The sequence below is a fragment of the Streptomyces sp. NPDC092045 genome, from assembly GCF_044756005.1.
Lineage (GTDB): Bacteria > Actinomycetota > Actinomycetes > Streptomycetales > Streptomycetaceae > Streptomyces.
In genome coordinates, this window is the sequence record NZ_JBIVSC010000004.1 from 304,452 (window position 1) to 329,560 (window position 25,109).

21 protein-coding genes are annotated in these 25,109 nt (G+C 73.0%); 16 read left to right on the forward strand and 5 right to left on the reverse strand.

Translation table 11 applies throughout. The features are described 5' to 3' along the window. The first annotated feature begins 214 nt into the window (after positions 1-214). The 4 genes from ACIQKA_RS14815 to serA all read left to right on the forward strand — a co-directional run bounded on the left by ACIQKA_RS14815 (position 215) and on the right by serA (position 5,544). Positions 215-2,056, forward strand: a complete 1,842-nt coding sequence (locus tag ACIQKA_RS14815) for an acetolactate synthase large subunit (protein ID WP_402541140.1) — start codon at positions 215-217, stop codon at positions 2,054-2,056. Between the two features lie 37 nt (positions 2,057-2,093). Then, positions 2,094-2,621, forward strand: a complete 528-nt coding sequence (gene ilvN / locus ACIQKA_RS14820; protein WP_125663775.1) for an acetolactate synthase small subunit — start codon at positions 2,094-2,096, stop codon at positions 2,619-2,621. Between the two features lie 94 nt (positions 2,622-2,715). Further along, complete coding sequence (gene ilvC / locus ACIQKA_RS14825; protein ID WP_365549216.1) at positions 2,716-3,717, forward strand: ketol-acid reductoisomerase; 1,002 nt, start codon at positions 2,716-2,718, stop codon at positions 3,715-3,717. A gap of 237 nt (positions 3,718-3,954) precedes the next feature. Continuing rightward, entirely contained in the window at positions 3,955-5,544 is a 1,590-nt protein-coding gene (gene serA / locus ACIQKA_RS14830; protein ID WP_383153466.1) for a phosphoglycerate dehydrogenase, read from the forward strand. A 470-nt stretch (positions 5,545-6,014) separates the two neighbouring features. Here serA and ACIQKA_RS14835 read toward each other — a convergent pair whose 3' ends face one another. Then, positions 6,015-7,127 (reverse strand): PucR family transcriptional regulator, encoded by a 1,113-nt coding sequence (locus ACIQKA_RS14835; RefSeq protein ID WP_383153464.1) that lies wholly within the window; start codon positions 7,125-7,127, stop codon positions 6,015-6,017. Positions 7,128-7,308: 181 nt separating this feature from the next. On the opposite strand from ACIQKA_RS14835, the gene ACIQKA_RS14840 reads away from it, so the two are divergent. After that, positions 7,309-8,235, forward strand: a complete 927-nt coding sequence (locus tag ACIQKA_RS14840; protein ID WP_383434567.1) for a proline dehydrogenase family protein — start codon at positions 7,309-7,311, stop codon at positions 8,233-8,235. Positions 8,236-8,269: 34 nt separating this feature from the next. Then, positions 8,270-9,910, forward strand: a complete 1,641-nt coding sequence (pruA, locus tag ACIQKA_RS14845) for an L-glutamate gamma-semialdehyde dehydrogenase (RefSeq protein ID WP_383153459.1) — start codon at positions 8,270-8,272, stop codon at positions 9,908-9,910. A 94-nt stretch (positions 9,911-10,004) separates the two neighbouring features. Here the strand turns inward: pruA and ACIQKA_RS14850 are convergent, their stop codons facing one another. Then, positions 10,005-10,892, reverse strand: coding sequence for an alpha/beta fold hydrolase (locus tag ACIQKA_RS14850; RefSeq protein WP_383153456.1), 888 nt, complete (start codon positions 10,890-10,892; stop codon positions 10,005-10,007). Positions 10,893-11,009: 117 nt separating this feature from the next. On the opposite strand from ACIQKA_RS14850, the gene ACIQKA_RS14855 reads away from it, so the two are divergent. Next, positions 11,010-11,546: a GNAT family N-acetyltransferase gene (locus ACIQKA_RS14855; protein WP_390107292.1), complete on the forward strand. Its 537-nt coding sequence runs from the start codon at positions 11,010-11,012 to the stop codon at positions 11,544-11,546. Between the two features lie 48 nt (positions 11,547-11,594). Here ACIQKA_RS14855 and ACIQKA_RS14860 read toward each other — a convergent pair whose 3' ends face one another. The 3 genes from ACIQKA_RS14860 to ACIQKA_RS14870 all read right to left on the reverse strand — a co-directional run bounded on the left by ACIQKA_RS14860 (position 11,595) and on the right by ACIQKA_RS14870 (position 13,733). Further along, positions 11,595-12,092 (reverse strand): hypothetical protein, encoded by a 498-nt coding sequence (locus ACIQKA_RS14860; protein WP_402541145.1) that lies wholly within the window; start codon positions 12,090-12,092, stop codon positions 11,595-11,597. A gap of 221 nt (positions 12,093-12,313) precedes the next feature. Continuing rightward, positions 12,314-12,682, reverse strand: a complete 369-nt coding sequence (locus tag ACIQKA_RS14865) for a helix-turn-helix transcriptional regulator (protein ID WP_391096768.1) — start codon at positions 12,680-12,682, stop codon at positions 12,314-12,316. A 46-nt stretch (positions 12,683-12,728) separates the two neighbouring features. Then, on the reverse strand, positions 12,729-13,733 hold the full coding sequence (locus ACIQKA_RS14870; protein WP_383153447.1) for a zinc-binding dehydrogenase: 1,005 nt from the start codon (positions 13,731-13,733) through the stop codon (positions 12,729-12,731). A gap of 335 nt (positions 13,734-14,068) precedes the next feature. Here ACIQKA_RS14870 and ACIQKA_RS14875 point away from each other — a divergent pair, with 335 nt between their 5' ends. The 9 genes from ACIQKA_RS14875 to ACIQKA_RS14915 all read left to right on the forward strand — a co-directional run bounded on the left by ACIQKA_RS14875 (position 14,069) and on the right by ACIQKA_RS14915 (position 25,064). Further along, positions 14,069-14,968 carry a LysR family transcriptional regulator gene (locus ACIQKA_RS14875; protein ID WP_390107288.1) on the forward strand — a complete coding sequence of 300 codons (900 nt, stop codon included), beginning with the start codon at positions 14,069-14,071 and terminating at the stop codon, positions 14,966-14,968. A 283-nt stretch (positions 14,969-15,251) separates the two neighbouring features. Beyond that, positions 15,252-15,383 carry a hypothetical protein gene (locus ACIQKA_RS14880; protein WP_272922254.1) on the forward strand — a complete coding sequence of 44 codons (132 nt, stop codon included), beginning with the start codon at positions 15,252-15,254 and terminating at the stop codon, positions 15,381-15,383. A gap of 80 nt (positions 15,384-15,463) precedes the next feature. After that, positions 15,464-16,504 (forward strand): 3-isopropylmalate dehydrogenase, encoded by a 1,041-nt coding sequence (locus tag ACIQKA_RS14885; RefSeq protein WP_376234765.1) that lies wholly within the window; start codon positions 15,464-15,466, stop codon positions 16,502-16,504. A 262-nt stretch (positions 16,505-16,766) separates the two neighbouring features. Then, on the forward strand, positions 16,767-17,876 hold the full coding sequence (locus ACIQKA_RS14890) for a branched-chain amino acid aminotransferase (RefSeq protein WP_402541149.1): 1,110 nt from the start codon (positions 16,767-16,769) through the stop codon (positions 17,874-17,876). 609 nt (positions 17,877-18,485) lie between these two features. Next, positions 18,486-19,502, forward strand: a complete 1,017-nt coding sequence (locus tag ACIQKA_RS14895; protein ID WP_402541151.1) for an agmatine/peptidylarginine deiminase — start codon at positions 18,486-18,488, stop codon at positions 19,500-19,502. A 125-nt stretch (positions 19,503-19,627) separates the two neighbouring features. Next, positions 19,628-20,173 (forward strand): TetR/AcrR family transcriptional regulator, encoded by a 546-nt coding sequence (locus ACIQKA_RS14900; protein WP_383153497.1) that lies wholly within the window; start codon positions 19,628-19,630, stop codon positions 20,171-20,173. Positions 20,174-20,248: 75 nt separating this feature from the next. Next, entirely contained in the window at positions 20,249-21,580 is a 1,332-nt protein-coding gene (locus ACIQKA_RS14905; protein WP_383153435.1) for an MFS transporter, read from the forward strand. A gap of 282 nt (positions 21,581-21,862) precedes the next feature. Beyond that, positions 21,863-23,479, forward strand: a complete 1,617-nt coding sequence (gene cimA, locus ACIQKA_RS14910; protein ID WP_402541154.1) for a citramalate synthase — start codon at positions 21,863-21,865, stop codon at positions 23,477-23,479. 298 nt (positions 23,480-23,777) lie between these two features. After that, positions 23,778-25,064, forward strand: a complete 1,287-nt coding sequence (locus ACIQKA_RS14915) for a hypothetical protein (protein ID WP_402541156.1) — start codon at positions 23,778-23,780, stop codon at positions 25,062-25,064. Positions 25,065-25,109 lie beyond the last annotated feature (45 nt).

Consider the following 25,109-nt stretch of genomic DNA (forward strand, 5'->3'; position numbering starts at 1 on the left):
GAGGGTCAGTGCCATGCGCACCCGAATTCTCGTACTTGGAAAGCGCGTCGGCTGAAGCAGGGCCACCGTAGGCCCCGCTGAGAACGCACCCGACGCGCTCCCCTCGCTTGCCTCACGGCACGAGGGGTTTTTTGTTGCACCGGCTCCCCTTCAAACCGCCGCAAACCCTCGTAAAACACCTCGCAAAAACCCTCTGCTTCGAGAAGAGACGCTGATGACCGAGCAGGCCACCGGGCACCATCCGCAGCCGCGGCCCCGTAACGGCGCGCTGCCCACCCCCGTCGAGCACGTCACGGGCGCGCAGTCCCTCATCCGCTCTCTCGAAGAGGTGGGCGCGGACACCATCTTCGGCCTGCCCGGCGGCTGCATCCTCCCGGCCTACGACCCGCTGATGGACTCGCGGAAGGTGCGCCACATCCTGGTCCGCCACGAGCAGGGCGCGGGCCACGCGGCCACCGGCTACGCCCAGGCGACCGGCAAGGTCGGCGTCTGCATGGTGACCAGCGGCCCCGGCGCGACCAACCTGGTCACCCCGATCGCCGACGCGCACATGGACTCCGTCCCGATGGTCGCGATCACCGGCCAGGTCGCCTCCAAGGCCATCGGCACGGACGCCTTCCAGGAGGCGGACATCTGCGGCATCACGATGCCGATCACCAAGCACAACTTCCTGGTCACCAAGGCCGAGGACATCCCGCGGACGATCGCCGAGGCCTTCCACATCGCCTCCACCGGCCGCCCCGGCCCGGTCCTGGTCGACATCGCCAAGGACGCCCTCCAGGCGAAGACCACCTTCTCCTGGCCGCCGCAGACCGACCTGCCCGGCTACCGCCCGGTCACCAAGCCGCACGCCAAGCAGATCCGCGAGGCCGCCAAGCTGATCAGCGCCGCCAAGCGGCCCGTCCTGTACGTCGGCGGCGGCGTCATCAAGTCCGGCGCCACCGCCGAGCTGAAGATCCTCGCCGAGCTCACCGGCGCCCCGGTCACCACCACCCTGATGGCCCTCGGCTCCTTCCCCGACAGCCACCCGCTGCACGTCGGCATGCCGGGCATGCACGGCTCCGTCACCGCCGTCACCGCCCTCCAGAAGGCCGACCTGATCGTCGCCCTCGGCGCCCGCTTCGACGACCGCGTCACCGGCAAGCTCGACAGCTTCGCCCCGTACGCCAAGATCGTCCACGCGGACATCGACCCGGCCGAGATCGGCAAGAACCGCGCCGCCGACGTCCCGATCGTCGGCGACGCCCGCGAGGTCATCGCCGACCTGGTCCAGGCCGTCCAGGCCGAGCACAGCGAGGGCAACAGGGGCGACTACACCGCCTGGTGGAGCGACCTGAACCGCTGGCGCGAGACCTACCCGCTCGGCTACGACCTGCCGGAGGACGGCAGCCTCTCGCCGCAGCAGGTCATCCAGCGCATCGGCCGGCTCGCCCCCGAGGGCACGATCTTCACCGCGGGCGTCGGCCAGCACCAGATGTGGGCCGCCCACTTCATCGACTACGAGCAGCCGGCCACCTGGCTGAACTCCGGCGGCGCCGGGACGATGGGCTACGCCGTCCCCGCCGCGATGGGCGCCAAGGCCGGCCTGCCCGACCGCCCCGTCTGGGCCATCGACGGCGACGGCTGCTTCCAGATGACCAACCAGGAGCTCACCACCTGCGCCCTGAACAACATCCCGATCAAGGTCGCCATCATCAACAACGGCGCCCTCGGGATGGTCCGGCAGTGGCAGACCCTCTTCTACAACCAGCGCTACTCCAACACCGTCCTGCACTCCGGTCCCGACGAGCTGAAGGCGAACAAGGGCACCCGCGTCCCCGACTTCGTCAAGCTCTCCGAGGCCATGGGCTGTGTCGCCCTGCGCTGCGAGGACCCGGCCGACCTGGACAAGGTCATCGCCGAGGCCAACGCCATCAACGACCGGCCGGTCGTCGTCGACTTCATCGTCCACGAGGACGCCCAGGTCTGGCCGATGGTCGCCGCCGGCACCTCCAACGACGAGGTCATGGCCGCCCGGGGCGTCCGCCCCGACTTCGGCGACGGCGAAGACGACTGAGCACGCAGAGCGACAGCGAAAAGGAAGAGACCCCGACATGTCCACCAAGCACACGCTCTCCGTCCTCGTCGAGAACACGCCCGGCATCCTCGCCCGGATCGCGGCCCTGTTCTCCCGCCGCGGCTTCAACATCGACTCGCTCGCCGTCGGCGTCACCGAGCACCCCGACATCTCCCGCATCACCATCGTGGTCAACGTCGAGGGCCTGCCCCTGGAGCAGGTGACCAAGCAGCTCAACAAGCTGGTCAACGTCCTGAAGATCGTCGAACTCGAGCCCAGCGCCGCGATCCAGCGCGAGCTCGTCCTGGTGAAGGTCCGCGCCGACAACGAGACCCGCTCCCAGATCGTCGAGATCGTCCAGCTCTTCCGCGCCAAGACCGTGGACGTCTCGCCCGAGGCCGTCACCATCGAGGCCACCGGTTCGAGCGACAAGCTGGACGCCATGCTCAAGATGCTGGAGCAGTTCGGCGTCAAGGAGCTCGTCCAGTCCGGCACGATCGCCATAGGGCGTGGCGCCCGGTCCATCACCGACCGGTCCCTGCGGTCCCTCGACCGCTCCGCCTGAGCCCCGACCGGTCCGTCTGACGAGACCGCACGTCCTTCCTTCCCCCGCCCGCCGTACGGTGGGACGCAACACCAGCACACCAAGGAGAATCCCAGTGGCCGAGCTGTTCTACGACGCCGACGCCGACCTGTCCATCATCCAGGGCCGCAAGGTCGCGGTGATCGGTTACGGCAGCCAGGGGCACGCCCACGCGCTGTCGCTCCGTGACTCGGGTGTCGACGTCCGCGTCGGTCTGCACGAGGGCTCCAAGTCCAAGGCCAAGGCCGAGGAGCAGGGCCTGCGCGTGGTCACGCCCGCCGAGGCCGCCGCCGAGGCCGACGTCATCATGATCCTCATCCCGGACCCGATCCAGGCCCAGGTCTACGAGGAGTCCATCGCCCCGAACCTGAACGACGGCGACGCCCTCTTCTTCGCGCACGGCTTCAACGTCCGCTTCGGCTTCATCAAGCCCCCGGCCGGCGTCGACGTCGCCCTGGTCGCCCCGAAGGGCCCGGGCCACCTGGTCCGCCGCCAGTACGAGGAGGGCCGCGGCGTCCCCGCGATCGCCGCCGTCGAGCAGGACGCGACCGGCAACGCCTTCGCCCTGGCGCTCTCGTACGCCAAGGCCATCGGCGGCACCCGCGCCGGCGTCATCAAGACCACCTTCACCGAGGAGACCGAGACCGACCTCTTCGGCGAGCAGGCCGTCCTCTGCGGCGGTGCCTCGGCGCTGGTCAAGGCCGGCTTCGAGACCCTGGTCGAGGCCGGCTACCAGCCGGAGATCGCCTACTTCGAGTGCCTGCACGAGCTGAAGCTCATCGTCGACCTCATGTACGAGGGCGGCCTGGAGAAGATGCGCTGGTCGGTCTCCGAGACCGCCGAGTGGGGCGACTACGTCACCGGCCCCCGCATCATCACCGACGCCACCAAGGCCGAGATGAAGAAGGTCCTCACCGACATCCAGGACGGCACCTTCGCCAAGAACTGGATGGACGAGTACCACGGCGGTCTGAAGAAGTACAACGAGTACAAGTCCCAGGACGAGCAGCACCTCCTGGAGACCACCGGCAAGGAGCTGCGCAAGCTCATGAGCTGGGTGAACGACGAGGAGGCGTAAGCCCTCCGGGACGGGGCCGGACACGTCGTCCGGCCCCGTTCCACGTCGTTGGACACGCCGTCCAACCACGGAAGGGTGATCCTTCCAACGAGGCGCGTGACCCGTGCCTTCGCACCACTACACTGCTCAACAACATACGCGTCAGGCCCACAGCGTCGTGCGCTTTCACGCGGCAAGCCCCCTCCACCGCCTGCGGCCGTCGGGACGGCCGTCCGCACTGGACCTGTGAGGACTCACGTGAGCTCGAAACCTGTCGTACTCATCGCTGAAGAGCTGTCGCCCGCCACCGTCGACGCGCTGGGCCCGGACTTCGAGATCCGGCACTGCAACGGCGCCGACCGCGCCGAGCTGATCCCCGCCATCGCGGACGTGGACGCGATCCTGGTCCGCTCCGCCACCAAGGTCGACGCCGAGGCCATCGCCGCCGCGCAGAAGCTGCGCGTGGTCGCCCGCGCCGGCGTCGGTCTGGACAACGTCGACGTCTCCGCCGCCACCAAGGCCGGCGTGATGGTCGTCAACGCCCCGACGTCCAACATCGTCACCGCCGCCGAGCTCGCCTGCGGCCTCCTCGTCGCCACCGCGCGCAACATCCCGCAGGCCAACACGGCGCTGAAGAACGGCGAGTGGAAGCGCTCCAAGTACACCGGCGTCGAGCTGAGCGAGAAGACCCTCGGCGTCGTCGGCCTCGGCCGCATCGGCGTCCTGGTCGCCCAGCGCATGTCCGCCTTCGGCATGAAGATCGTCGCGTACGACCCCTACGTGCAGCCGGCCCGCGCCGCCCAGATGGGGGTGAAGCTGCTGACCCTGGACGAGCTCCTGGAGGTCGCGGACTTCATCACCGTCCACCTGCCGAAGACCCCGGAGACCCTCGGTCTCATCGGCGACGAGGCGCTGCACAAGGTCAAGCCCTCCGTCCGCATCGTCAACGCCGCGCGCGGCGGGATCGTGGACGAGGAGGCGCTGTACTCGGCGCTCAAGGAGGGCCGGGTCGCCGGCGCGGGCCTCGACGTGTACGCCAAGGAGCCCTGCACGGACTCCCCGCTCTTCGAGCTCGACCAGGTCGTCTGCACCCCGCACCTCGGCGCCTCCACGGACGAGGCCCAGGAGAAGGCCGGCATCGCCGTCGCCCGCTCGGTGCGCCTGGCGCTCGCCGGCGAGCTGGTCCCGGACGCGGTCAACGTCCAGGGCGGCGTCATCGCCGAGGACGTCAAGCCCGGTCTGCCGCTCGCCGAGAAGCTCGGCCGGATCTTCACCGCCCTCGCGGGCGAGGTCGCGGCCCGGCTCGACGTCGAGGTCTACGGCGAGATCACCCAGCACGACGTGAAGGTGCTCGAACTCTCCGCGCTCAAGGGCGTGTTCGAGGACGTGGTCGACGAGACCGTGTCGTACGTCAACGCCCCGCTGTTCGCGCAGGAGCGCGGCGTCGAGGTGCGCCTGACCACGTCGAGCGAGTCGCCCGACCACCGCAACGTGGTCACCGTGCGCGGCACCCTCGGCAGCGGCGAGGAGGTCTCGGTCTCCGGCACCCTGGCCGGCCCCAAGCACCTCCAGAAGATCGTCGCCGTCGGCGAGTACGACGTGGACCTGGCGCTCGCCGACCACATGGTCGTGCTGCGCTACGAGGACCGCCCGGGCGTCGTCGGCACGGTCGGCCGGATCCTCGGCGAGGCCGGCCTGAACATCGCCGGCATGCAGGTCTCCCGCGCGGAGGAGGGCGGCGAGGCGCTCGTCGTGCTCACCGTGGACGACACCGTCCCGGCGGCGGTGCTCTCGGAGATCTCGGCGGAGATCGGCGCCAACTCGGCCCGCTCGGTCAACCTGATCTGACGCACGACCCCGCGTCCCGCGCCCGGTCGTCGGCCGCTCGTCCCGCACGAGCGCCCGGCGGCCGGGCGCCGTGCCGTCACGGACGCCTCCGTGCCGGGGGAGGCGCTTCCGGGGACCGCCCGGATTCACCGCCAGCGGCCGGGGCGCCGCGTAGTTCTGGTGGAACGCGGCGGTCCACCGGAGCGGGACGCGGCGGAACACCCGGCCCGGGTGCCACGGCGGCGACATCCCGCGCGTGATCACGGCGCGGTGACCCGGCTCCGGGGGCGACCGCCGGCGGACGCGCTCCGGATCGGCGTCGACCTCCGCCTTCGGAGCCAGGACGAACAGGTCCGTGCGCGCCGGCCCTCGTGTCGCCGCGTCGGCGTCGTTGCGCACCGCGGCCCCGTGCGGCCGGCGCTCGATCCCCGTCGGCGGGACCCGGCCGCCGAACGCTCCTCCCGTGCTCGTGGTCCGATCCCGGGGAACCCCTACAGCCGGGCCGACTTCAGGGACATGTGGAGCAGCAGCCGGTCCTCGCCGTCGTCCAGATCGAGGCCGGTGAGCTGCTCCACCCGGGACAGCCGGTAGTAGAGGGTCTGCCGGTGGATGCCCAGGGCCGCCGCCGTGCGCCCCGCCTGGCCCGCGTGGTCGAGGTACGCCTCGGCCGTGCGGGCCAGTTCCGTGTGGGCGGGGGCCAGCAGCGGCGCGACGACCGGGTCGACCTCGGGGTGGTAGAGCGCCGCCAGGAGCCGGTACGGCCCGATCCCGGCCCACTCCGCGACCGGGCCCAGCCTCGGCTGCGCCGTCGCGGCGCGGGCCGCCGTGCTCGCCTCCCGCCAGGCCGCCGGGAGCTCCGCGAGGCCCCGCCGCGGCGTGGCGATCCCGGCCGGGGCGTCCCCGCGCAGCCGCTCGGCGGCCGCGCGGGCGGGGGAGGGGTCCTCGGCGGTGCGCAGCCGGACGAGGAGGGCGAGGGAGGCGGCGTCCGGGAGCGCGGCGACCGCCGCCGCGCCGGGGACGGCCCGTACCGAGGGGGCGTCCCCCCGCCACGGGGTCACGCACACGAGGGCGTGCAGCCCGTCCGCGCTGGGGCCCAGGGCCGCCCGCAGGGCCGCGACGGCCATGTCGTTCTGCCAGCCGCGCCCGGCGGTCAGGGCCGCGGCGAACTCGCGCGAGAGGTCCGCGCCCGCCCGCTCCTCGTCGGCGAGGAGCCCGCCGATCCGGGCGGCCACCTCCATGGCCGCCGCGAGCTGCTCGGGCGGCGGCCCGGGCTCGGCGTCGAGCAGCCACACGTACCCGAGGACGACACCCCGATGGCGTACGGGGAGGCAGATCCGGTCCCGGAAGACGCCCGCGTCCGGGGAGGCGGGGATGCGCACCGGGCCCTCCGCCCGGGTGATGCCGAAGCCCTCGAACCAGGCGCGGACCGCCGGGGTCGACCCCCGGGTCAGGATCGACCGGGTCCGGACCGGGTCCATCGCGGTGTCGTCGTCGCTGTCGTGGGCGCCGAAGGCGATCAGCCCGAAGTCGCGGTTCTCCAGCGTCGCCGGGGCCCCGAGGAGCGCGGAGATCTCGTCCACCAGGTCTTGGTAATCGCCCTTCACCGCCCCATTCTCGCACCCGCTCAGACAGATGTATGAGAGGCGGGCCACGGATGCGTGACAGCTGTAGGTGGCGGACGACCGGACCGATTCGTAGGTTTCACAGTGGTTATCCGTGCTGTTCCGGTTCGTTCCCCTCGCACCGGTACGGCCCCGTTCTACCCTTGCCCTCTGGAGGTGCCCCGTGCTGGGTCCCGTGATCCTCGCCGCGTCGCGCAGCGACAAGATGCGCCGTTTCGTGTCGGCCGCGCCCGGGACCAAGCAGGTCGTGGCACGCTTCATCGCCGGCGAGACCGTGGACGACGTCGTCCCGATCGTGCGGGAGCTGAGCGAGCGCGGCCTGGAGGTCACCCTCGACGTCGTCGGTGAGGACATCACCACCGTCGAGCAGTCGCACGCCGCCCGGGACGCCTACCTGGAGCTGATCGGCCGCCTGAAGGAGCTGGGCCTCGGCGAGCGCGCCGAGATGTCCGTGAAGCTGTCGATGTTCGGCCAGTCCCTGGACGGCGGCCACGAGCTGGCGCTCGCCAACGTCCGGCCGGTCGTCGAGGCCGCCGCCGAGATCGGCACCACCGTCACCCTGGACGCCGAGGACCACACCACCCTCGACTCGATGTTCGCCATCCACGAGGAGCTGCGGAAGGACTTCCCGCAGACCGGCTGCGTCATCCAGGCCTACCTCTTCCGCACCGAGGACGACGCCCGCCGCCTCGCCGCGAACGGCTCCCGCGTCCGGATCGTGAAGGGCGCCTACAAGGAGCCCGCCTCCGTCGCGATCCAGGAGAAGCCGGAGATCGACAAGGCGTACGTCCGGATCACGAAGATCCTGATGGAGGGCTCCGGCTACCCGATGATCGGGTCCCACGACCCGCGCCTGATCTCCGTCGGCCAGGAGCTGGCCCGCCGCGCCGGGCGCAAGCCGGACGAGTACGAGTTCCAGATGCTGTACGGCATCCGGACCGAGGAGCAGAACCGCCTGGCCGCCGAGGGCCACCGCATGCGCGTCTACACCGCGTACGGCACCGACTGGTACGGCTACTTCATGCGCCGCCTGGCGGAGAAGCCGGCCAACCTCCTCTTCTTCGTCCGCTCCATCCTCACCAAGGGCTGAGCCCCACCACCCCTCCGAAGGAGTATCGAGACTCATGGACGCTGTGACCCAGGTCCCCACTCCCGTCAACGAGCCGGTGCACGGCTACGCCCCCGGCTCCCCCGAGCGCGCCCGTCTGGAGCTCAAGCTCAAGGAGCTGGCCGAGAACCCGCGCGAGCTGCCGATGACCATCGGCGGCGTGAAGCGCCTGGGCGGCGGCGAGGAGTTCGAGGTCGTCCAGCCGCACAACCACCGGGCCGTCATCGGCACCTTCCGGGGCGCCACGCAGCAGGACGCCCAGGACGCGATCGACGCCGCCCTGGCCGCCGCCCCCGCCTGGCGCGCGATGTCCTTCGACGACCGCGCCGCGATCATCCTGCGCGCCGCCGAGCTGCTCGCGGGCCCCTGGCGCGAGACGCTGGCCGCGTCCACCATGCTCGGCCAGTCCAAGACCGCCCAGCAGGCCGAGATCGACACCCCGTGCGAGCTCGTCGACTTCTGGCGCTTCAACGTGGCGTACGCCCGCCAGATCCTGGCCGAGCAGCCGCCGGCCAACTCGCCGGGCGTCTGGAACCGCCTGGACCACCGCCCGCTCGAAGGCTTCGTCTACGCGATCACGCCGTTCAACTTCACCGCCATCGCGGGCAACCTGCCCACCGCCCCCGCCCTCATGGGCAACGTGGTGGTCTGGAAGCCGTCCCCGACGCAGACCCACGCCGCCGTGCTCCTCATGGAGCTCCTGGAGGAGGCCGGCCTGCCCAAGGGCGTCATCAACCTGGTGACCGGCGACGGCATCGCCGTCTCCGAGGTGGCCCTGAACCACCGCGACCTGGCCGGCATCCACTTCACCGGCTCGACCAAGACCTTCCAGCACCTGTGGAAGACGGTCGGCAACAACATCGAGAACTACCGCTCGTACCCGCGGATCGTCGGCGAGACCGGCGGCAAGGACTTCGTCGTCGCCCACCCCAGCGCCGACCGCGCCGTCCTGAAGACCGCCCTGACCCGCGGCTCCTTCGAGTACCAGGGCCAGAAGTGTTCCGCGTCCTCGCGCGCCTACATCCCGGCCTCGATCTGGAACGACGGCTTCAAGGAGGAGTTCGCGGCCGAGGTCGACGGCATCACCATGGGTGACGTCACCGACCTGTCGCACTTCATCGGCGCCGTCATCGACGACCGCTCGTTCGCCAAGAACAAGGCGGCGATCGACCGCGCCAAGTCCGACCCGAGCTGCACGATCGTCGCCGGCGGCACCTACGACGACTCGGTCGGCTACTTCGTCCGCCCGACCGTCATCGAGTGCACCGACCCGGAGAACGAGGTCTTCACGACCGAGTACTTCGGCCCGATCCTCGCGGTCCACGTGTACGACGACAGCTCTGCCGAGAAGTACGACGAGATGCTGACCCAGATGGAGTCGGTCTCGGACTACGCGCTCACCGGCTCGGTCATCGCCAACGACCGCGCCGCCGCCGCGTACACGATGGAGAAGCTCCGCTACGCCGCGGGCAACTTCTACATCAACGACAAGTCGACCGGCGCCGTCGTCGGCCAGCAGCCCTTCGGCGGCGGCCGCGCCTCCGGCACCGACGACAAGGCCGGCGCCCCGCAGAACCTGATGCGCTGGACGCTGACCCGCGCCATCAAGGAGACGCTGGTCCCGCCGACCGAGTACGGCTACCCGCACATGGGCTGACGCCCGCCCGCCGCGCGAGCGGCCCCTGCCCCTCCGGGCAGGCCCCCGGCACCGCCCCCGCCCCCGGTCCCCCAACCGGGGCCGGGGGCGGTTCTCATTCCCCCTCCGCCACCCGCCGGGTCAGGAAGTCGTCGATCAGGGCCGCGATCCGCGGCGCGTGGGTCTCCAGGGCGAAGTGGCCGGTGGGCAGGAGGTGGACCTCGGCGTCCGGGAGGTCGCGGCGGAAGGCCTCGGCGCCCGCCGGCACGAACACCCGGTCGCCCTCGCCCCAGACGGCGAGGAGGGGGACCCGGGAGGTGCGGAAGTACTCCTGGAAGGCCGGGTAGAGGGCGAAGTTGGAGCCGTAGTCGGCGATCAGGTCCAGCTGGACGCCGTCCTGTCCCTCCCGGGCCATCAGGGCGGCGTCGTGGTGCCAGGCGTCGGGGCTGAGGAGGTCGCGGTGCTCGGCGGGGACGCCCGTCTCGTACTGCCACCGGATGCCGTCGAGGGAGCGGATGGCGCGGACCGGCTCCTCGGTCTTCGGCGTGCGCTCCTCGATCAGGGCGAGGACCGGGGCCCAGGCCTCGGCGCCGAGCCCCTCCTCGTACGCGTTGCCGTTCTGGGTGACGATCGCGGTGATCCGCCCGGGGTGGGCGAGGGCGAGCCGGAGGCCGATGGGGGCGCCGTAGTCCTGGACGTAGAGCGCGAACCGCTCCAGGCCGACGGCCTCGGTGAACCCGGCGGTGAGCGAGGCCAGTTCGGCGAAGGTGTAGGGGAAGTCGTCGGCGGAGGGCGCGGCGCTGCGGCCGAAGCCCAGATGGTCGGGGGCGATCAGGTGGTAGCGGTCGGCGAGCAGGGGGATCAGGTCGCGGAACATGTGCGAACTGGTGGGGAAGCCGTGCAGCAGGAGGAGGGCGGGGGCGTCGGCCGGGCCGGCCTCCCGGTAGGCGATCTCGTGCCCGCGGACGGTGACGGTGCGGTGGCGGGTCGGCAGCACGGACATCTTCTAACCCCTTTGAGTCGTTTTAACGGTTAGGTGTCGACGGGGTGATTCCAGCAGGCCGCAGGTAACCTGTCAATTCGCTTTCGGTGGTTAGGCGGGTGTGGGAGGGTGGCGCGCATGACCGTGAGGACCGCGCCCACCCACGCCCTCGGAGCCGCCCGGCTCCGCTCCGTACGCGAGATGCTCGACACCGCCTTCGAGGGAAGCTTCGACGACGAGGACTGGGACCACACCCTCGGCGGCCTCCACGCCTGGATCGAGGACGAGCGGGGGACCGCCGCCCACGGCGCCGTCGTCATGCGCCGGCTGCTCCACGGGGGCCGCTCGCACCGCGTCGGGTACGTCGAAGGGGTCGCCGTCCGGGCCGACCTGCGCCGCCGGGGCCTCGGCGGGGCGGTCATGGCCGAGCTGGAGCGGGTGATCGACGGGGCGTACGCCTTCGGGGCGCTCGCCGCCTCGGACGAGGGCGCCGCGCTCTACCGGGGACGCGGCTGGCGGGTCTGGGAGGGGCGCGTCGAGGCGTTCACGCCCGGCGGGATCGTCCGCCTCCCGGAGGAGGAGGGCGGCGTCTTCCTGCGCCCGGCGGGCGGACGCGCCCTGCCGGACCCCGCCGCCCCGCTGGTCTTCGACTGGCGGGACGGCGACGTGACGTAAGGGGGTGCGGGGGCACGACGTGAAGGGACGCGGGGGCGTGACGGCGCGTCAGGGCCCGTCGTTCCCCGCCGCCGCGCGGTCCGCGTGGACGCGGCCCTTCTCCGTCTCCTTCTTCGCCGTGTACGTCATGCCGATCGCATGGCCGAGGCCGAGCAGCGCGATCGTGTACCCCGGCAGCCCGAGGCCGGCCAGGGCCACCGCCGGGCAGCCGAGGACGGCGAGCGCCCGGACCGCCGGCACCGCCTTGCCCCGGCGGCTGAGGAACAGCCACCCGTGCGGACGGGCCGGCAGCGCCCCCAGGCCCCCTTCGGGGCCCGTGGTCGCCGCCTTCGGGCGCTTGAAGCAGCCGTACGTCAGCCACTCCCCGCACAGCTCCCGGCCCTCCGGCTCCAGCTCCTCCAGGACCTGTGCGCGGCGGCGGTCCGTGAGCACCTCGCGGCGGTTCTTCCAGGCGAGCGCGGCCCCCGGCGCCCGGCGGCAGACGAACCGGCCGAGCGCGTCCAGGGACTCCACCTCCCGGCCCTGGTCCCCGTGGACGGCCGGCATCCGCCGGTCGTCGAAGAGGTCCGCGGTCCACGTCCGGTGCTCCGCCGCCCCGTCCGGCTCCCCGGGCTCCGGGGCGAGCCCGCCGAGCCGGGCCGCGAACCGCGCGGCGGGCCCGAACTCCTCCTCCGGCGCGGACCCCGTCTCCGCGAGGTGCCCGCGCAGCCCGGCGGCGGTCCGGTCGATCTGCTCCCCGGACGCGCCGGCCGCGGGCGGCGCGCCCGTCAGCTCCTCGAAGTGGGCGTCGGTGGTCGTGGTGCTGCTCCCCCCGTGTGCAGTTGCGTCCCCACGGCCCGGTGGAACTCCGCCCAGGCCGCGCCCTCGGCCGCCAGATGCGCCCGGCCCGGGTCGGCGAGCCGGTAGTGGCGGCGGCCCGGCCCGCGCTCGCCGGCGCGGAACTCGGCCTCGACCAGACCGGCCTCCTCCAGGCGGTTCAGCACGGGATGGAGCGTCCCGCCCTTGATCTCGCCGAGGCCCGCCCCGGCGAGCGCCTTCGCGATCTCGTACCCGTAGCTCTCGCCGCCGGTCAGGCAGGAGAGGACGAGCAGGTCGAGGACTCCCTTGAGCCAGCTGGATCTGCGGTCTGCGGCCATCACGTCACCACCTGGGTAGGAAAACAACCTGGGTGGGGGTGCCGAGTCAGACCGTGACGAGCGCCTTCCCCAGGTTCTCGCCCCGCAGCATCCCCAGGAACGCGTCCACGACGTGCTCGAAGCCCTCCGTCACCGTCACGTCCAGCGGCAGCGAACCGTCGCGCAGGCCCGGGACGGCGAGGTCGTACAGCTCCTCCAGGGCGTCCATGTGGTTCCGGACCAGGAACCCTTCGAGCCGGATGCTCTTCCCGACCAGGTCGAAGAGGTTGCGCGGGGCCGCCGGGGGAGCGGAGAGCGAGTGATACTGGGCCACCGCGCCCACCCAGGCGATCCGGCCGTGCTCGCGCAGCGAGCCGATCGCGGCCTCCAGGTGCTCGCCGCCCACCCCGTCCAGCACCGCGTCGAGCCCGTCGGGCGCGGCCTTCGCGAGCGACTCCGCCACCGGCCCGTCGCGGTGGTCGAAGGCCGCGTCGAAGCCGACCTCCTCCGTCAGGTACGCCACCTTGCGCGCCGAACCCGCGCTGCCCACCAGGCGGCCCGCGCCGAGCAGCCGGGCGAGCCGCCCCGCTGCCGTGCCCACCCCGCCGGCCGCCGCCGAGACGAACAGGTCCTCGCCCGCCCGGAGCCGCGCGATCCGGGTCAGGCCCACGTAGGCCGACAGGCCCGTGCCGCCGAGCAGGCTCAGGTGCGCGGCGAGCGGGACGCCGGGGCCGAGGTCCGGGACCCGGCGCGCCTCGCCCGGCGCCACCACGGCGTGGGTGCGCCACCCCCTGCGGTGCAGGACGAGGTCGCCCGGGCGCAGCGACGGGTCGCGCGAGTCGAGCACCCGGCCCAGGGCGCGGCCCTCCATCGGGGAGCCCAGGGTCCACAGCTCGTCGGTGTCCATCGCCTCGCGGTGGTACGGGTCGACGGAGAGGTGGAGGTTCTCGACGAGCGCGGTGCCCGGCCCGGGGACCGGCAGCGGGGACTCGGTGAAGGAGAACAGGTCGGGGGTGGGGAAGCCGGCGGGACGGGCGGTCTGCCGGACGGTGATCATGGTGTCGTTCGTCATGCCGCCGACCGTAGGAGGCGGCCGGCGGCCCGGGCAGGGGGTAGCGTCGATGGCTCCGGCGGATCCATGAGAGCCGCTCATGGGCGCGGGCGGGGGGCGGACGCGACGGCTCCGGGACGGAGTCGCGTGCGCGGGCACGCGGGTGCTCGGGCGCGCGGGTACGCAGAGGTGGGCGGGCACGCGGGTGCGCGCAGGTATGCAGAGTTGGGTGGGCACGCGGGTACGCGGGTGCGCAGAGTTGGGTGGGCACGCGGGTACGCGGGTGCGCAGAGTTGGGCGGGCACGCGGGTACGCGGGCGCGCAAGCACGCGGATACGCACGAAGGGGCGGCACGCATGGACGGGTCCGGGAGCAAGGCCGCCGATCTGGCCCCGCACGAGCTGCGCGTCCTCGTCGCCGTCGGGCGCGAGCGCGGCTTCTCGGCCGCCGCCGTCGCCCTCGGCACGACCCAGTCCGCCGTCTCGCACTCGGTGCGCGGCAGCGAACGCAAGCTGGGCGCCGTCCTCTTCGAGCGCGGCCGGACCGGTGCCGTCCCGACCCCGGCCGGGGAGCGGGCCCTCGCGTACGCCCGGCGGGTGCTGCGGCTCCTGGAGGTGATGGCCGCCGAGGTGCGCGGCACGGCGGCGGACGCCCCGGCCGTCCCCGCCGGACCGCTGCGGATCGCGGCCTTCCGCAGCGCCGCCCTGCACCTGCTGCCCCGTGCCCTGGGGCGGCTCGCGGCGCGCCACCCGGAGGTCGTGCCCGAGGTGCGGATCGTGCGGGAGGTGGGGCGCGGCACGGCCGGCGAGGTCCTCGACGGGCGGGCCGACCTGGGGATCGCGACGCTCGGCACCACCTCGCCGGTGCCGCCGGAGCTGGTCGGCGGCGTCCTCCTGGAGGAGGGGTACGCCCTGGTGCACCCGGCCGGGCACCCGGCGCCGCGCACGCTCCCGCTGGTCGACTGGACGGAGAACTGCACCTCGTACACCCGGGAGTGGTGGGCCGGGCAGGAGTGGCTGCCGCCCGCGACCGTGGAGGCCGAGGACGACGGGGCGGTGCTCTCGATGGTGGGCACCGGTTTCGGGATGGCCGTGATGCCGGAGCTCTCCCTGGTCGGGGCGCCGCCCTCGGTGCGGATCACCGACCTCGGACCGGACCGCCCGACGCGGTCGGTGGGCTACGTCACCACCCCCGAGCTGGCCTCTTCTCCCGCCGTGCGGGCCCTGATCCGTGAGCTGCGGGCCGTCGCGGGGTGACCCCCGGTGCCCCGCCGTCTCAGATAGTAGGAAGTCCGAGTAATTGTGGAGACAGATGCGGCGGCCTGCCCTAGCTTTGTAGGAGCCGAACGTCTCGCTCCATCAGCGAATGGCGGTCGAGAGCGCGACGCCCCGTGCAGGCAACCCCTGCGGCGGCGCTCCCCGCCCCTTCCGGCGCCTTCGATCACCACTGGTCCCCGCACGTCGCCGACCGTTCCCGGTCCCCGCGCGTCGCTCCCCTCCGCACGCCGGATCACCACTGATCTCGAGGAGTCGATCCCCCATGGCAGCCCAGACCGCCCGCCGCGTCCGCCACTCCGCCGCCCGCCCCGCCGACGAGGCCCGCCAGAACGCCGCCGCCGCCCTCCAGCGCGCCCTCGACCGCCGTGACAACGGCGGCTCCACCGGCCACTGATCCGCCCCGTCCCCCTCGGACGTTCGTCCACATGATGGACGTGACGTGTCAGACGATGGGACGACCAGTAGGGTGCCGACATGTCTCACAGCATCGATCTCGCAGTCATCCCCGGCGACGGCATCGGCCAGGAGGTCGTGGCCCAGGGCCTCAAGGTCCTCTCGGCCGTCCTTCCCCAGGACGTGAAGCTGGAGACCGAGGAGTACGACTTCGGCGCCACGCGCTACCACGCCACCGGTGAGACCCTCACCGACGCCGACCTGGACTCCCTCAAGAAGCACGACGCCATCCTGCTCGGCGCCATCGGCGACCCGTCGGTGCCCTCCGGCGTCCTGGAGCGCGGCTTCCTCCTGAAGCTCCGCTTCGCCTTCGACCACCACGTGAACCTGCGCCCCTCGAAGCTGCTCCCCGGCGTGGCGACCCCGCTCGCCGGGCAGCCCGAGATCGACTTCGTCGTGGTCCGCGAGGGCACCGAGGGCCCGTACACGGGCAACGGCGGCACCATCCGCAAGGGCACCCCGCACGAGGTCGCCACCGAGGTCTCGGTCAACACCGCCTTCGGCGTCGAGCGCGTGGTCCGGGACGCCTTCGCCCGCGCCCAGGCCCGCCCGCGCAAGAAGCTCACGCTGGTCCACAAGAACAACGTGCTGACCTTCGCCGGCCACCTCTGGACGGACACCTTCCACCGGGTGGCCGCCGAGTTCCCCGAGGTCGCCACCGACTACCTGCACGTCGACGCCGCGACGATCTTCCTCGTCACCGACCCGGCCCGCTTCGACGTGATCGTCACCGACAACCTCTTCGGCGACATCATCACCGACCTCGCCGCGGCCGTCTCCGGCGGCATCGGCGTCGCCGCCTCGGGCAACATCAACCCCAGCGGCGACTTCCCGTCCATGTTCGAGCCGGTCCACGGCTCCGCGCCGGACATCGCGGGCCAGGGCAAGGCCGACCCCACGGCCACCGTCCTCTCCGTCGCCCTCCTGCTGCGCCACCTCGGGTACGAGTCCGAGGCCGTCCGGGTCGAGGAGGCCGTCGCGGCCGACCTCACCGAGCGGGGCGACGCCGTCCGCACCACGGACGAGATCGGCGACGCGCTCGCCGCGCGAGTAGCGAGCTGACCCGCGCCGACTGACACACGACATCAGCCGCCGGGTCGCACAGCGCCCGGCGGCTGCCCCATGCGCGGCCGCGGGGTGCGCACCCGAAAGAACCCCGGACCGCGCCAGCCTGTTTCACGCACCGGTCCCCGCGCGCGATAATCGAACGCGGGGCCGCCGTATGCGGGCACCGTCGGACGTCCACTCCGTCAGGGACAAGCCGTCTCCGACAGCGGCGTACGCACGCGGTCCTCTCCCCACGACCGGTGAAGGACACGCACTCATGACGACGCCCACGATCGAGCTCAAGCCCTCCTCCAACCCGCTGTCCGACGCGGAGCGCGAGGCGATCCTGGCCAACCCGGGATTCGGCCGCCACTTCACCGACCACATGGTCACCATCCGGTGGACCGACGGCCGCGGCTGGCACGACGCCCAGCTCGTCCCGTACGGCCCGCTCGCGCTCGACCCGGCCACCAACGTCCTGCACTACGCGCAGGAGATCTTCGAGGGCCTGAAGGCCTACCGCCGCCCCGACGGCTCGGTCGCCAGCTTCCGCCCCGACGCCAACGCCCGCCGCTTCCAGGCCTCCGCCCGCCGCCTCGCCATGCCCGAGCTGCCGGTCGAGACCTTCGTCGAGGCCTGTGACGTCCTCGTCCAGCACGACAAGGCGTGGGTCCCGGCGCACGGCGGCGAGGCCTCGCTCTACCTGCGCCCGTTCATGATCGCGACCGAGGTCGGCCTGGGCGTCCGCCCGGCGAACGAGTACCTCTTCGTCGTCATCGCCTCCCCGGCCGGCCCGTACTTCCCCGGCGGCGTGAAGCCCGTCTCCATCTGGCTCTCGGAGAACCGCGTCCGCGCCGTCCCCGGCGGCGTCGGCGACGCCAAGACCGGCGGCAACTACGCGGCCTCCCTGCTCGCACAGGCCGAGGCGGCGGCCAAGGGCTGCGACCAGGTCGCCTACCTCGACGCCGTCGAGCACAAGTGGGTCGAGGAGCTCGGCGGCATGAACCTGTACTTCGTGTACGGGGCCGGGTCCAATGAGAGGCCCAAGATCGTCACCCCGGCCCTCACCGGTTCGCTGCTCGCCGGCATCACCCGCGACTCGCTGCTCAAGCTGGCCGCCGACCTGGGCCTGGAGGCCGAGGAGGGCCGCGTCTCCATCGACCAGTGGCAGGCCGACAGCGAGAACGGCACCCTCACCGAGGTCTTCGCCTGCGGCACCGCCGCCGTCATCACCCCGGTCGGCACCGTCAAGTCCGAGCGCGGCGAGTGGACCCAGTCGGGCGGGGAGCCCGGCGAGGTCACCATGAGGCTGCGCGAGGCGCTCCTCGCCGTCCAGACCGGCAGGGCCGCCGACGCCCACGGCTGGATGCACGAGCTGGGCCGCTGAGCCCGCACGGGCCGGGGCCGTTCCACGAGCGGCCCCGGCCCGACGCCCGTCTTCCGGACCGGCCGCCCTCGGAGCCGGTCGACCGGGCGCATCACGAGCCCTCGGTGCCGGTGCGTCCCCCTGGCGGGCGGCGGTCGCCGGCGGGGCCGCGCCCAGGACGGCGCCCCGCGGGACCGGCGAACCGCCCCCGACCGTCTTCGCGTCCATGCCGTTCCCCCTCCCCCCGTGGGCCGGCCCGGAGCCGGTCCGCGCGCGGGCGCCGTCGTCATCGTCGCCGCGCGGGGAGGCCGTCCCACCCGCGTCCGGGGTCCGCCACAGGCTCCGCACGAACCGGCGCCCGTGCCGTGACCGGGCGCGGTCCGCGACCGGCCGGGACGCTATTTAGAGCAGTGCTCAATGTGACTTGCGCCCGTATCGTGCTCCCTTACTTGGAAGCGTCGGCGTCAACATTTAGAGTGGTGCTCAAACAGGAGGTGTCAGAGACGTGCGCCCGACTCCCGCGGAACGCGACCGGACCGGTCCCGTCCCGCCCGACGGCTCCCCGACCCGCTCCGAGGCGGTCGGACCCGTCTCCGCCGACCGCCTCTCCTCCCGCTAGGACCCGTGATCATGACGTACCGCATGCCCGCCGAGTGGGCCCCGCACGAGCGCACCTGGATGGCCTGGCCCCGTCCCAACCCCACCTTCACCGGTGACGAGGAGCTGGCCGCCGCCCGCGCCGCCTGGGCCTCGGTGGCCCGCGCCGTCCGCCGCTTCGAGCCGGTGACGATGGTCGTCGCCCCCGGCGACGCGGAGGGCGCCCGCGCGCTCCTCGGCGAGGACGTCGACCTGGTCGAGCGCGACCTCGACGACGCCTGGATGCGGGACATCGGCCCGACCTTCGTCACGGACGGCGCCCGACTGGCCGCCGTGGACTGGGTGTTCAACGGCTGGGGCGCCCAGGACTGGGCCCGCTGGGAGCACGACTCCACGATCGCCCGCCACGTCGCGGACGCGGCCGGCGTCCCCGTCGTGAGCAGCCCCCTGGTCAACGAGGGCGGCGCGATCCACGTCGACGGCGAGGGCACCGTCCTCCTCACCGACACCGTCCAGCTCGGCTCCGGCCGCAACCCCGGGTGGACCCGCGAGCAGGTCGAGGCCGAGATCCACGCCAGGCTCGGCACCACCGAGGCCGTGTGGCTCCCGCACGGCCTCGCCGCCGACTACGGCACGTACGGCACCCAGGGCCACGTCGACATCGTCGCCGCCTTCGCCCGCCCCGGCACGGTCCTCGTCCACAGCCAGCGGGATCCGGCCCACCCCGACCACGAGCGCTCCCGGACGTACGCGGACCTCCTCGGTTCCCGGAGGGACGCCCGGGGCCGCCTCCTGGAGGTCATCGAGATCCCGGCCCCCACCGTCCTCAAGGACGAGGAGGGCGACTGGGTCGACTACTCGTACATCAACCACTACCTCTGCAACGGCGCCGTGATCCTCTGCGCCTTCGACGACCCCCACGACGAGCTCGCCGCCGAGATCTTCCGCCGCCTCTTCCCCGACCGCGAGGTCGTCCTGGTCGACGCCCGCGCGATCTTCGCGGCCGGCGGCGGCATCCACTGCATCACCCAGCAGCAGCCGAAGGTCTGACGGCCGGACCTGCCGGGCCCGCCATCGGGTAGAACGTACGAGTGAGTCAGAGCAGCAGCCCGCCGTCCCGCCCCCGCCGCCGCAACCAGGCCGCGCCTCCCCGCGAGGAGGTGCTCGCCGCCGCGATGGGGACCATCGCCGAGCGCGGGCTCGACGGACTCACCATGGCCGGGCTCGGACGGCAGGTCGGGATGAGCAGCGGGCACCTGCTGTACTACTTCCGCACCAAGGACGAACTCCTGCTCCAGACCCTGGAGTGGAGCGAGGGGCGGCTCGGGGCCCGGCGCGGCGCACTGCTCTCCCGGCCCGGGAGCGCCCGCGAGCGGCTCGACGGATACGTGGACGTGTACGTGCCCGAGGGGCCGCGCGACCCGCACTGGACCCTCTGGCTGGAGGTCTGGAACCGCTCGCAGGACGCCGGCGACGACGCCCGCGCCCGGCAGGCCGCCATCGAGGGCGCCTGGCACCGGGACCTGGTCGCGATCCTGGCCGAGGGGGTCTCGCGCGGCGAGTTCCGGCCGGTCGACCCGGACCGGTTCGCCACCCGGACGCGCGCCCTGCTCGACGGCTTCAGCGTGCACGTCGCCGTCGGCCTCCCCGGCACGGGCAGGGAGCGGGTCCTCGAACACGTGAGGGAGTTCGTCGAGCAGGAGCTGCTCGCGCGACCGTAACGCACGCAAGTACACGGGATCGTTGCCCGCTGCGCCCTTGTCGGCCGGGCCGGTGCTCCGGCACGGTTCCTGCCCATGGGACGAGAGCACTGGAAGAAGATCTGGGTCGGCTCCGCCGGCAACATGGTCGAGTGGTTCGACTGGTTCGTGTACGCGAGCTTCGCCACCTACTTCGCGGGGGCGTTCTTCCCCGAGGGCAACGACACCGCCAAGCTGATGAACACCGCCGGCATCTTCGCCGTCGGCTTCTTCATGCGCCCGGTCGGCGGCTGGCTCCTCGGCCGCGTCGGCGACCGCAAGGGCCGCAAGGCGGCCCTCACCCTCACCGTCACCCTGATGTCCGCCTCCGCCGTCCTCATCGCCGTCGCCCCCACCTACGCGGTCGCCGGATACGGCGGCGCCGCCGTCCTCCTGGTCGCCCGCCTCCTCCAGGGCCTCTCCGTCGGAGGCGAGTACGCGGCCAGCGCCACCTACCTCACCGAGGCCTCCGCCCCCGAGCACCGCGGCTTCGCCTCCAGCTTCCAGTACGTGTCGATGACCGCCGGCCAGGTCCTCGGCCTCGGCCTGCTGCTCCTGCTCCAGCAGACCCTCTCCGACGCGGCCCTGCACTCCTGGGGCTGGCGGATCCCCTTCGCCGTCGGCGCCCTCGGCGCGGCCGTCGTCTTCTACCTGCGCCGCACCATGCTGGAGACCGAGGTCTACGAGGAGTCCGCGGGCGACGGCGTCGAGCGGGGACAGCAGGGCACCCTCAGGGCCCTCTGGGCGCACCGCCGCGAGGCCTTCCTCGTCGTCGCGCTCACCATGGGCGGGACCGTGGCGTACTACACGTACACCACCTACCTCACCAAGTACCTCTCGAACTCCGCCGGGCTCCCCAAGCAGACCGCCACCCTGGTCTCCTTCTGCGCCCTGATCGTCTTCGCCTGCCTCCAGCCGCTCGCCGGCCGGCTCTCCGACCGGATCGGGCGCCGCCCCCTCCTCATCACCTTCGCGGTCGGCTCCACCCTCCTCACCGTGCCGATCATGGCGATGCTCAAGCACGCGGGCTCCTTCTGGCCGGCCCTCGGCCTCTCCCTCCTCGCGCTCCTCGTCGTCACCGGCTACACCTCCATCAACGCCTGCGTGAAGGCCGAGCTCTTCCCGACCGGCGTCCGCGCCCTCGGCGTCGCCCTGCCGTACGCCGTCGCCAACGCCCTCTTCGGCGGCACCGCCGAGTACGTGGCCCTCTGGTTCAAGGACGCGGGCATCGAGTCGGGCTTCTCCTGGTACGTCGCCGGCTGCGCGGCCGTCTCCCTGGTCGTCTACCTCACGATGCGCGAGACCCGCGACATCGACCTCGGCCGGGTCGGGAAGGGCCCCGACGGCGCCGCGGCCGGGCGGAAACCGGACAGCCTGCCCGTATCGTGAGACCCCCGCCCCACGGGGCGGTCACCTGTGCCAGACTTCCGGCGTGCCTGCTACCACGATGATTATCGGCAGCGGCGCGCCGGTCCGCAGTGACCGCTGAGGCGTGGAACGACCCCCACGCAGGCGGACACCGTGCCCCAGACCCGCGCGCAGACCTCTCGCACCCGCGAGGGGTTTTTTCGTTTTCCGGCCCCACCCATGCCGGAGGCGGACGCGGCGCGAGAATGGGGGCAAGTGGAGCCAGACCTTCCGGAGCCACATCCGACAGGAGCCATGACAGCCATGACCACGGAGAACGCCGAGGCCTCACCCCTCGACGACAGTTTCCACGTCTTCGACACGACGCTGCGCGACGGGGCGCAGCGCGAGGGCATCAACCTCACCGTCGCGGACAAGCTGACCATCGCCCGGCACCTCGACGACTTCGGCGTCGGCTTCATCGAGGGCGGGTGGCCCGGCGCCAACCCGCGCGACACGGAGTTCTTCGCCCGCGCCCGTCAGGAGATCGCGTTCAAGAACGCGCGGCTCGTCGCCTTCGGAGCCACCCGCAGGGCCGGCGGCTCCGCCGCCGAGGACCCGCAGGTCAAGGCGCTCCTCGACTCCGGCGCCCCGGTCGTCACCCTGGTCGCCAAGTCGCACGACCGGCACGTCGAACTGGCCCTGCGCACCACCCTCGAAGAGAACCTGGAGATGGTCCGCGACACCGTCTCCCACCTGCGCGGGCAGGGCCGCCGCGTCTTCGTCGACTGCGAGCACTTCTTCGACGGCTACAAGGCCAACCCGGACTACGCCAAGGCCGTCGTCCGCGCCGCCCACGAGGCCGGCGCCGACGTCGTCGTCCTCTGCGACACCAACGGCGGCATGCTCCCCGCCCAGATCCAGGCCGTCGTCGCCACCGTCCTCGCCGACACCGGCGCCCGGCTCGGCATCCATGCCCAGGACGACACCGGCTGCGCCGTCGCCAACACCCTCGCCGCCGTCGACGCGGGCGCCACCCACGTCCAGTGCACCGCCAACGGCTACGGCGAGCGGGTCGGCAACGCCAACCTCTTCCCCGTCGTCGCGGCCCTGGAGCTCAAGTACGACCAGCGGGTGCTGCCCGAGGGCGCCCTCGCCGAGATGACCCGGATCTCGCACGCCGTCGCCGAGGTCGTCAACCTCACCCCCTCCACCCACCAGCCGTACGTGGGCGTCTCCGCCTTCGCCCACAAGGCCGGACTGCACGCCTCCGCGATCAAGGTCGACCCCGACCTCTACCAGCACATCGACCCCGAGCGGGTCGGCAACACCATGCGGATGCTGGTCTCCGACATGGCCGGCCGCGCCTCCATCGAGCTCAAGGGCAAGGAGCTCGGCGTCGACCTGGGCGGCGACCGGGCGCTGGTCTCCCGGGTCGTCGAGCGGGTCAAGGAGCGCGAGCTCCAGGGCTACACGTACGAGGCCGCCGACGCCTCCTTCGAGCTGCTGCTCCGCGAGGAGGCCGAGGGCCGGGCCCGCCGCTACTTCCGCACGGAGTCCTGGCGCGCGATCGTCGAGGACCGCCCCGACGGCACCCACGCCAACGAGGCCACCGTGAAGCTCTGGGCCAAGGGCGAGCGGATCGTCGCCACCGCCGAGGGCAACGGCCCGGTCAACGCCCTCGACCGGGCGATGCGGGTCGGCCTGGAGCGGATCTACCCGCAGCTCGCCAAGTTCGAGCTGACCGACTACAAGGTCCGCATCCTGGAGGGCCGCCACGGCACCGAGTCCACCACCCGGGTGCTGGTCACCACCAGCGACGGCAACGGCGAGTGGTCCACGGTCGGCGTCGGCGAGAACGTCATCGCCGCCTCCTGGCAGGCCCTGGAGGACGCCTTCACCTACGGCCTGCTCCGGGCGGGGGTCGACCCCGCCGAATAGTCGCCTTTGGCCTTTCATGTTCCGTTCGGCGCCGTTCGGGTAGCGTCGACATATGAGGACCAGGCCGCCAGGGGGTGTCCGGAAAGCAGCGCCGTCCGCCGGCCGGGGCAGGGCCGACGGTGCCCGGTGCGTGCGATCGCAGGGCGCAGGAGGGAGCCGCGGCGTGCCGCGCCGACCGGCGACGACGCGGCCGGGGGCGCCCCCGGGTCCGAAGGGCCGCGGGGGAGCGCGCGTCGGCACCGCCGGCCGCACGGGACTTTCCGGGCACCCCCTGGCCCGCCCCGCGGCCCTCGGCGGGTTGATACTGCTGCTGCTCCTGGTCCTGGTGCCCACCGCGGGCGCCGGGGCCACGGGCGTGTCCGACGCGGCCGCCGCCCTCAGGCAGGGCCCGGTCCACGTCGATCCCGGCGCCGCCGACCAGCTCTCCGAGGCCGACGCGGACGCCCTCGCGCGGAAGATCGAGGACGCGGACAAGCCCCTCTTCGTGGCCGTGCTGCCCGCGAACGCGCAGTTCCCGCCGCAGGGGCTCATCGACGACCTGCGGGCCCGGACCGGCGCCACCGGCCTGTACGCGGTGAGGCTGGGCGACCGGTTCGACGCCGGGGTCGACCCCTCCGTGATGTCCCCGGCCGCCGTCCGTGACCTCGCCGCCTCGGTCCGCGCGCCGGACGTGGACGCGGCCACCGAGCTGAACGCCTTCGTCGACCGGGCCCTGCCCGACCTGCGGGGCTCGGCCCCCTCCTCCTGGGGTTCCGCCGGATCCGACTCCGGGGTCCCGGTCGCCGGACTCGCCGTCCTCGGCGGCGTCGTCGTCGCGGCCGGCGCGGGTGGTTACGCGGTCGTCCGCCGGAACCGGCTCCGCAAGGAGGCCGAGGAGCGGGCCGCCCTGGAGAAGCTCCGGGTCGTCGTCGACGAGGACATCACCGCCTTCGGCGAGGAGCTGGAACGCCTCGACTTCCACCCCGCCGAGGCCGGCGCCGACGACGCCATGCGCGGCGACTACGAACGCGCCCTCGACGCCTACGACCGGGCCAAGTCCCTCATGGGCTCCGCCGCCCGCCCGCACGACGTGCGCGGGGTGACGGAGGCCCTGGAGGACGGCCGCTTCTCCCTCGCCGTCCTGGCCGCCCGCCGCGAGCGCCGCCCGCTGCCCGAGCGGCGCGCCCCCTGCTTCTTCGACCCGCGCCACGGCCCCTCGACCGAGGACCGCGCTTGGACCCCGGCCGGCGGGGCCGCCCGCGAGGTCCCGGTCTGCGCCGCCGACGCGGCCCGCCTGGACGACGGCCGCGACCCCCTCGCCCGCACGGTCGACACCGACTCCGGCCGCCGCCCCTACTGGGAGGCGGGCCCCGCCTACGGTCCGTGGGCCGGCGGCTACTTCGGCGGCGGCCTGCTCCCCGGCCTCCTCGCGGGCACCCTCCTCGGCTCCGTGCTCTCCACCCCGGCCTACGCCTCCGAGTACGGCGGCGGCGACTTCCAGGGCGGCGACTTCTCCTCCGGGGACTTCGGGTCCGGCGACGGCGGGGGCTTCGGCGGCGGGGACTTCGGCGGGGGCGGCGGCTTCGACGGCGGAGGCGGTTTCTAGGGCGCTACGTCCGACACGCGTCCCAGGGCGCGGGACACCCCCCGG